9 protein-coding genes are annotated in these 6897 nt (G+C 39.1%); 8 read left to right on the forward strand and 1 reads right to left on the reverse strand.

The window, feature by feature from the left end; translation table 11 throughout:
* Positions 1–18: 18 nt before the first annotated feature.
* Positions 19–945 (forward strand): CobW family GTP-binding protein, encoded by a 927-nt coding sequence (locus ACQKL0_RS08780; RefSeq protein WP_427687016.1) that lies wholly within the window; start codon positions 19–21, stop codon positions 943–945.
* A gap of 61 nt (positions 946–1006) precedes the next feature.
* Positions 1007–1174 (forward strand): hypothetical protein, encoded by a 168-nt coding sequence (locus tag ACQKL0_RS08785; RefSeq protein WP_402869899.1) that lies wholly within the window; start codon positions 1007–1009, stop codon positions 1172–1174.
* 36 nt (positions 1175–1210) lie between these two features.
* Here ACQKL0_RS08785 and ACQKL0_RS08790 read toward each other — a convergent pair whose 3' ends face one another.
* Complete coding sequence (locus tag ACQKL0_RS08790; RefSeq protein ID WP_427687018.1) at positions 1211–1453, reverse strand: DNA alkylation repair protein; 243 nt, start codon at positions 1451–1453, stop codon at positions 1211–1213.
* Positions 1454–1554: 101 nt separating this feature from the next.
* On the opposite strand from ACQKL0_RS08790, the gene ACQKL0_RS08795 reads away from it, so the two are divergent.
* The 6 genes from ACQKL0_RS08795 (at position 1555) to ACQKL0_RS08820 (ending at position 6777) form a co-directional block, all read left to right on the forward strand.
* The gene (locus ACQKL0_RS08795) at positions 1555–1839 is read left to right on the forward strand and encodes a hypothetical protein (RefSeq protein ID WP_427591784.1); all 285 of its coding nucleotides are present in this window, start codon (positions 1555–1557) and stop codon (positions 1837–1839) included.
* A 103-nt stretch (positions 1840–1942) separates the two neighbouring features.
* A complete protein-coding gene (locus tag ACQKL0_RS08800; protein WP_427591785.1) occupies positions 1943–2905 on the forward strand; it encodes a YncE family protein in 963 nt (320 codons plus the stop codon).
* A 5-nt stretch (positions 2906–2910) separates the two neighbouring features.
* The gene (locus tag ACQKL0_RS08805) at positions 2911–3603 is read left to right on the forward strand and encodes a response regulator transcription factor (RefSeq protein WP_402956871.1); all 693 of its coding nucleotides are present in this window, start codon (positions 2911–2913) and stop codon (positions 3601–3603) included.
* Positions 3593–5005, forward strand: coding sequence for a sensor histidine kinase (locus ACQKL0_RS08810; protein WP_427687020.1), 1413 nt, complete (start codon positions 3593–3595; stop codon positions 5003–5005). The genes ACQKL0_RS08805 and ACQKL0_RS08810 overlap by 11 nt, the downstream gene beginning before the upstream one ends.
* A gap of 18 nt (positions 5006–5023) precedes the next feature.
* Positions 5024–5467, forward strand: a complete 444-nt coding sequence (locus tag ACQKL0_RS08815) for a FixH family protein (protein WP_427687022.1) — start codon at positions 5024–5026, stop codon at positions 5465–5467.
* 464 nt (positions 5468–5931) lie between these two features.
* Positions 5932–6777, forward strand: coding sequence for a CAP domain-containing protein (locus ACQKL0_RS08820; RefSeq protein WP_402988238.1), 846 nt, complete (start codon positions 5932–5934; stop codon positions 6775–6777).
* The last annotated feature ends 120 nt before the right edge of the window (positions 6778–6897 follow it).

Raw genomic sequence — 6897 nt, forward strand, 5'->3', positions numbered from 1 at the left:
TTATAGGAGAAGATACTAATGAAAACGACCGAAGTATATATATTAGGCGGCTTTCTCGGTAGCGGGAAGACGACGCTTCTTCGAAATATATTAAAGCAGGAAAGTGAAGCGGGTAGAAAAGTGGCCGTGCTTTTAAATGAACTTGGCAGTGTATCGGTGGATAGTGGTTTGATTGGCGATGACGTACCGTTAAAGGAATTGTTTGATGGTTGCATTTGTTGTACCCTTCAGGACAAGCTTGAAATTCAGCTGCAAGAATTGTTGACCGAAAATGATCTAGATGCCGTTTATATTGAAACAACAGGTGCAGCACATCCAGTAGAAGTACTCGATGGAATCATGTCACCATTTTTTGCTAATAAGTTAGAGTATAAAGGGATTATCACGGTGGTCGATTTATTGAGGTGGCGTGACCGCGAACAGCTCTCGCCACAGCTTAGACAGTTGTTGTCCGAGCAAATACACCACGCAGATTTCATCTTATTAAATAAAGCGGATTTGGTAAGTGAAATGGAAGCATCCCAACTCATCTATTCCATTCAGGGGTTGAATCCAGAAGCCGTATGTTTATTGACGGAATATGCAGCCGTATCTATAGGTTCCCTGCAACAAATGCATAGGAACCAACATAAAAACCATCAAAAGCTCGAAGTACATAGCCATCTTCATTTAAGTGCAATCGTGCATACTTTTACAGGGACCATTAATCAAACGGACTTTGAGGATTGGCTCAGGGCCCTCCCTGAAACGGTATACAGGATGAAAGGATATCTTTCCTTCACGCATTCGCAGCATCCTTACTTATTCCAATATTCTTATGGGATGCCATTGTATATGAATGAAATGATTAAAATGCCTTTGAATATCGTCATAATCGGTGAAAAACTGGATAAAGAGAAGATAATCAATGAGTTAAAAGCTTTGGAAGTGAAAGCGACGATATAGGCGTTTACCACCAATCAAAACCGGGAAAAGAGAGGACTAGTTATCGAGGAGGTGGTTATGGATGCCGTGGAACAAAAGCGATTATCCTAATTCAATGAAAAATCTGGATGCAGATGTCCGTGAAAAAGCCATTGAGATAGCGAACGCTTTACTTGATGAAGGATATGAGGACGGGAAAGCTATTCCAATCGCCATTGATCGAGCAAAAATGGCAGTCGGAAAAGAATAAAAAAATCAGGCCCCTTAAAGCATGGGCCTGATTTTTTTATGACTGCAGTCCAAAAGCTGCAAATGTTTTCTCATCTTCAATAAGCCCACATGCTGCGCACTGTACTCGAACTTCAGGACCATTATAGGCTAGGTGAAACGGCTGAAGGGCATCATTTGAGTACTGTTCGACAATCTCACCGGATTGCGGATCTTTCTTAACAGGGGTGGGAAACTGTTCAATGAGATTGAAACGGGATTTATTTGTCCTGCAATTCGGACAACGATATACTTGAGACAATTCACTCACTCCTTTGAAGTAATAAAGTTAAAATATACTTATAGTCTTTACGAAGATGATTTTTAATATGTATAAATTAGTAATGGATGGAAGGGAAATGGATGAAAAAGTTAATGAATGATGAGACAATATTGGAGGCTTATCTAAGCCTATGGAATAACAGGAGGGTATTGAAGGGGGAAGAAGAACCGTCAAAAGTTCTGTCAGAACTTATCCGACGTGAACTCTTGGATGAAAATGCCCATCCTCGGGTAAGGAAGCCAATTCATGATAAATTTCATTTAAGTGTCAATCGGGTGAGGGAATCCTCTCTTACCGATGCAGAAAAGACAGCAATCATTTCAGCTTACCATGCGGTACAGGAACGACTGTTGGCTTCAAAGTGAAGCGGGAGTTGTTCATCATTTTTCTTTTTTGCTTCATACTTTTTTCACATTTTATTGTTAGAATATTTGAAAATAGCTTTTAAACGAATGAGGAGTCAAAGTCATGATGCGGGTCATTCCCCTTTTGCTTGCCGTTGCCCTGCTTTGTGGATGCGACAGCAATGAAACGTATACCAAAATAAACCTGGATAAATCTTTTTTGGCTACTGTCAACATTAAAGATACAAGCTTGACGTTCCTGGATGAAAACTATCAGCGCTTTGCCAGTTGGGATATTTCTGAACCCTTTACAGGAGCTTTGCTCTTAGCGGACAAAGATACGCTCCTTCTGTATGGAAAGGAGATGTCGACGATTGAAATCTTTTCCCTATCCGCTGGTAAACACATAAACAGCTGGAATTCAGGGAAGGGGATCGTCAATATGCTTATGCTAGAAGAAGACAAGGGGATTGTGGCTGTCAACCAATTGAATCATTCCATTTCCTTTTTAGATGAAGAAGGCAAGGAGCAAGACAGGGTCAGGGTTGGTCAAAGCCCCTTAACCGTACTTCAAGGGAAGCAATCACATAATTTGTTTGTCGTTAACTTTGGGGATACCATCTGTTCGGTGATTGATCTTGAAACAAAAAAAGTTGATCGGGAGTTTACGATAAAGAGTTCCTCCACAGGCGCTTTAGTAAGGGAGGAAAATGAAGAAATTTGGATAGGCGGTCATGGTGAGGGAAAAAAGGTAGAAGAAAATCTCTATATTTATTCGACAGAGACGGGAAAGTTGAAGAAAAGGATTAAGGCGGCGACTATGCCAATAAAATTCATTGAAAATGATGACGGGATTTTTATTCTGAGTCATGGTTCAAGTTCTTTATATAAATTGAATGACAAATATGAAGCGATCAAGAGCCTTGTTGTAGGTGTCAATCCTTTTGAAATGGGAAACTTCAAGGAGGATTTGATAGTGGCAGGGTATGACAGTGATGAAGTGTATATAGTGGATACTGAAACCATGGAGGTCAAGAAAACGGCAAAAGTCGGTGAAGGTCCATTTCAAATGTTGGTTAGGGAGTAGATAACATGCATCATTACACCATTTTAATCGTTGATGATGAAGAAGATATGCGTAACTTGGTAGAAATGTATTTGCTTAACTCAGGATATAAATGTCTTCAAGCGGATAATGGGAGAATGGCTATATCCCTGCTTGAAGTTCATGATGTAGATTTGATTTTAATGGATATCATGATGCCGGAAATGGACGGTTTTTCCATATGTGAAAAAATCCGCTCACAATCTGAAGTCCCTATCATTTTTGTCAGTGCAAAAGGTGAGGAATGGGATATGGTAAAAGGATTAGGGATAGGCGCCGATGATTATTTGGTGAAACCTTTTAATCCAGGTGAACTGGTGGCCAGGGTTGGAGCTGTACTACGCAGAGCAGGGAAAATGTCATTGAAACGAGAAGATACAAATAGCATTCAGCTGGGTGAAATTAACGTCAACCTTGATTCCAGAACTGTGTCTCTAGAGGGGAAGCAAGTGATATTGACATTGAAGGAGTTTGAATTGCTCGTATTCCTCATCCGTCACCAAAATCAAGCGCTGAGCCGCGAGCAGCTCCTCGAGAACATTTGGGGCGGAGAATATGGGGGTTCTTTACGTACGGTAGATACCCATATCAAAACGTTAAGGATGAAATTGAAGACTGACGACTATATTCAAACGGTATGGGGCATTGGCTATAAAATCGAGGAAAAACATGTGGAATAAGCGACCGTCCCTATCTATTAAAATATGGGTAACGATTATTGCCGCAATTATTCTATCGGTTCTATTCGCATACTCGCTATCACAATATTATTACAAAAACTTATATGTAAAAAAAATTAAAACAGATTTAGTTAATGAAGCCAGCTTGCTTGGTGTGGACTATTCCGGAGGGGAAATCACTGAAGATTTCGTGGAAAAGGTAGAATGGTTCAATAGTAAAAATGATAGTGAAGTCTTTGTTGTCAGCAACCCAAGGGAATTAAGTGCTTGCCTGCCCTTTGAAATCGATTATGACACCCTCATTTCAGAAGAAGAAAGGCAACTCCTATTGGCCGGACAAGCCGTAGAAAAAGAAGGGTATGAGAAAAGGTTCGATAAGAATATTGTAGCGGCAATTATTCCTTTAAACGATGGAGATCGCCTTGAAGGCATCATCTATACATATATTCCCGTTGATTCGATTACCGATTTACTTAGAGAGTTTGCAGCAAAATGGTTGGGGGCCGTATTTTTATTTTTAATTGTTGTGATTTTCCTTATGACAAAATGGTTGAAAAAGTTGGTCAAGCCGATCAAGGAAATGGAACACGCTGCCAATCGCGTTTCGGATGGTGATTATAATATTAAGCTTCAAGTCAAGAGCCAAGACGAAATAGGGAGTTTGGCTCAAGCATTCAATGAGATGGCACAGTCCATTTATTTAGAAGAAGAAAGAAAAAAAGAATTCCTCGAAAATGTAGCACATGAGCTTAGAACACCATTGAGCTACGTTTTAGGATATACACAGGCCATTAAGGATGGCATTGTGAAAGATGAAGAAGAAAAACAAAAATACCTTCAACTCATTTCAAGGGAAACGCAAAGGCTGCAAAAACTTTTAAGGGATTTAATGAATTTAGCTAAGTTGGACAGTGAACAAATTGGTCTTCATAGTACGCCAATTGCCTTTGCCCAATTCATAGAAGAAGTGTTGGTTAAATATGAGCCTATTATGAAAGAAAGGCAAATCCGGTTGGAGGTTGAACTAGATTCTGACCCGATTATTATGGGTGACGAAGGAAGAGTAGAACAAGTTCTTCATAATATCCTGGATAACGCCATTACATATACGGAAAATGGGGGCACCATCTACTTAACATTGACCCAGCAAAAAGAAGAGTGTGAGCTAATCATCGGAGATACTGGAAGAGGAATACCGGCATCAGATATTCACCATGTGATGGAACGCTTTTATCGAGTGAACAAAGCACGAAGCCGATTTGATGGGGGCTCGGGGCTGGGGCTTTCCATCGTCAAAAAATTGGTGGAGCAGCAAAAAGGTAAAATTACTATAGAAAGTGAGGAACAGATAGGTACAAAAGTTAGCATAGTGCTACCGACTATAGTAGATGAATGGAATTAATAAAAAAGGGGAATGGCAATGAAAAAAATGATGATTGTAATGTGTGTAGCTTTAGCCCTACTGGCTGGTTGTGGTAAAGAAGAGGAGATTCCAAAACTGCTGAATGTAGATCTAACGGTCGAACCTACTAAAGGGGAAAGGGACGAGCCTGTAACATTCAAGGCAAAAGTGACCTATGGTGAAGAAGAAGTGAAGGATGCAGATGATGTGAGCTTTGAAATATGGCTGGCAAATAGTGAGGATCATGAAAAAATAGCCGCCACCCATAAAGGAAATGGAATCTATGAATTGGAAAAGTCGTTTAATGAAGAAGGAACTTATTATGTATATGCCCATGTAACCGCTAGGGATATGCACAATATGCCTAAGAAGGAATTCATAATCGGAACTCCAAGCTCACCCGAGGAAAATGGTGGTTCCAAAAATATGGATGAGATGGATCATGACGAAAGTGATCATTGAAAATAATTTTTTTTGTCACAATTTCTCGTAGTGAAAAAAGGTTCGGTAAAACTCGAACCTTTTTTCAATTCTATTGAATCTTCATTATTTTTCAAAAAAAGAAAGAAAAAGGAACATTATAAATGTGTTTCATACGAAATATTTGTAATATAAAAGTAAAAAAAGTCATATCAATAAGGGTTTATACAAGTTGTCAACTAAAAGTTATTAGTATTCCATGGTAATGGTAATACGTATCTTCCATTGACAAAAAAATCATGGAAAATATATGAATATGTAAGAAATAGCAAAACATTGATAGAATAAGGTTTATCTCTATGACTATGAAACTAGGATAATATTCCTTCCGATCAATTGTTGTTGGATGTGTCATTGGAAATTGATGGTGCCTTTATTACAAAAAATGCATGATATGATATTTCCAGAGCCAAGACACATCAATGAATTAACGGGAGGAAATACAAATGAAAAAGAAAATGTTCATATCAGCAGCAGCAGCTGCAGCTATAATTTTTACAGGAGCGGGTGCTAGCCAAACTGAAGCGGCAAGCTGTGAAACTGTGAAACAAGTAACATATAAATCTATCAATCAGGAAGATATACAAAAAGTACTTGAACAATACTTAGCTAAGTATAATATTGCAATGCCAACTTCACACTTCGCATTCCAACAATTAGTACAGCAAGTACAATTAACACCGGAAGCAAAAGCTGAAACACCGGAAGAAGTAGCAGCACCAGAAGCACAACCTGAAGCAACAGAAGAAGTAACAGCACCAGAAGCACAACCTGAAGCAACAGAAGAAGTAACAGCACCAGAAGCACAACCTGAAGCAACAGAAGAAGTAACAGCGCCAGAAGCAAAACCTGAGACAACAGAAGAAGTAACGACAGAGAAAACAAATGAGGAACAAAAAGAGACAAGCTCAGAATTAAGTGCTTTTGAACAAGAAGTAGTTACACTAACAAATGCTGAGCGAGCAAAACAAGGTCTAGCAGCTCTTGAAATTGATACAGAATTGAGCAAGGTAGCCCGTGCGAAGTCTCAAGATATGAAAGACAATAATTATTTTGATCATAATAGCCCCACGTACGGTTCTCCATTCGATATGATGAAACAATTCGGAATTAGCTATACATCAGCTGGAGAAAACATCGCACAAGGTCAACAAACACCAGAAGAAGTGGTTGAAGCTTGGATGAACAGCCAAGGCCACCGTGAAAATATCATGAATGCAAGCTTTACTCATATCGGTGTTGGATATGTAGAATCAGGTAACTACTGGACTCAACAATTCATCGGTAAATAATAAGTTTAATAGAATAAAAAGAGTGTTGGTATTATCCCCTACAGGTAGACGGAGTAAAAAGAGAACATGATAAAATGTTCTTAACAGTCTATCTGGGAGGGGATTTTTCTATGGCAAAAA

The sequence above is a fragment of the Peribacillus sp. NPDC097264 genome, from assembly GCF_050277925.1.
Lineage (GTDB): Bacteria > Bacillota > Bacilli > Bacillales > DSM-1321 > Peribacillus.

Coding starts and splice junctions, on each gene's coding strand:
- ACQKL0_RS08810 (WP_427687020.1), top strand. CDS start 3,593: ATGTGGAATAAGCGACCGTCCCTATCTATTAAAATATGGGTAACGATT.
- ACQKL0_RS08795 (WP_427591784.1), top strand. CDS start 1,555: ATGAAAAAGTTAATGAATGATGAGACAATATTGGAGGCTTATCTAAGC.
- ACQKL0_RS08780 (WP_427687016.1), top strand. CDS start 19: ATGAAAACGACCGAAGTATATATATTAGGCGGCTTTCTCGGTAGCGGG.
- ACQKL0_RS08785 (WP_402869899.1), top strand. CDS start 1,007: ATGCCGTGGAACAAAAGCGATTATCCTAATTCAATGAAAAATCTGGAT.
- ACQKL0_RS08805 (WP_402956871.1), top strand. CDS start 2,911: ATGCATCATTACACCATTTTAATCGTTGATGATGAAGAAGATATGCGT.
- ACQKL0_RS08815 (WP_427687022.1), top strand. CDS start 5,024: ATGAAAAAAATGATGATTGTAATGTGTGTAGCTTTAGCCCTACTGGCT.
- ACQKL0_RS08820 (WP_402988238.1), top strand. CDS start 5,932: ATGAAAAAGAAAATGTTCATATCAGCAGCAGCAGCTGCAGCTATAATT.
- ACQKL0_RS08800 (WP_427591785.1), top strand. CDS start 1,943: ATGATGCGGGTCATTCCCCTTTTGCTTGCCGTTGCCCTGCTTTGTGGA.